Annotated in this window: 1 pseudogene; it reads left to right on the forward strand. The window is 41.4% G+C overall.

Annotated features, from left to right (window positions below):
- Positions 1 to 394: pseudogene (locus WKI42_RS10695) on the forward strand (DUF1542 domain-containing protein); the annotation flags it as partial.

Here is a 394-nt window from a genome sequence, read left to right on the forward strand (position 1 = left end):
GCTCAACAAGATGTAGAGGGAAAAGCAGGAGAAAAACCTATAGTTAAGGGGAAAATTCCTACTCCACCAAATGGATTCTCTAGTTCTAATATTCCGCAAGGCTCTCAATTGAAAATGTATTTGGTTCAAGGTGGACATAATGAAAATTTTGGTGGAATTGAAACCTCAGCAGAAGGTTATGACATCGTTGCATGGGGGCTAGTAGGAGCAGATGGAACATCAGTATTATATCCGACTCAGTATAAAAAGCAATCCATAGGCGATAAACCGCTACGTCTTATCGTGGCTTATGTTCAACAAGGAACAGATCGAGTACTAAATAAGGACTTAGTTTCGCCTCTGTCTAGGGATTCCATTACACCGACATATCCGCTGGATAGGGATGGGGCTAAAT

The organism is Streptococcus pseudopneumoniae (genome assembly GCF_038148935.1).
Classification (GTDB): domain Bacteria; phylum Bacillota; class Bacilli; order Lactobacillales; family Streptococcaceae; genus Streptococcus; species Streptococcus pseudopneumoniae_U.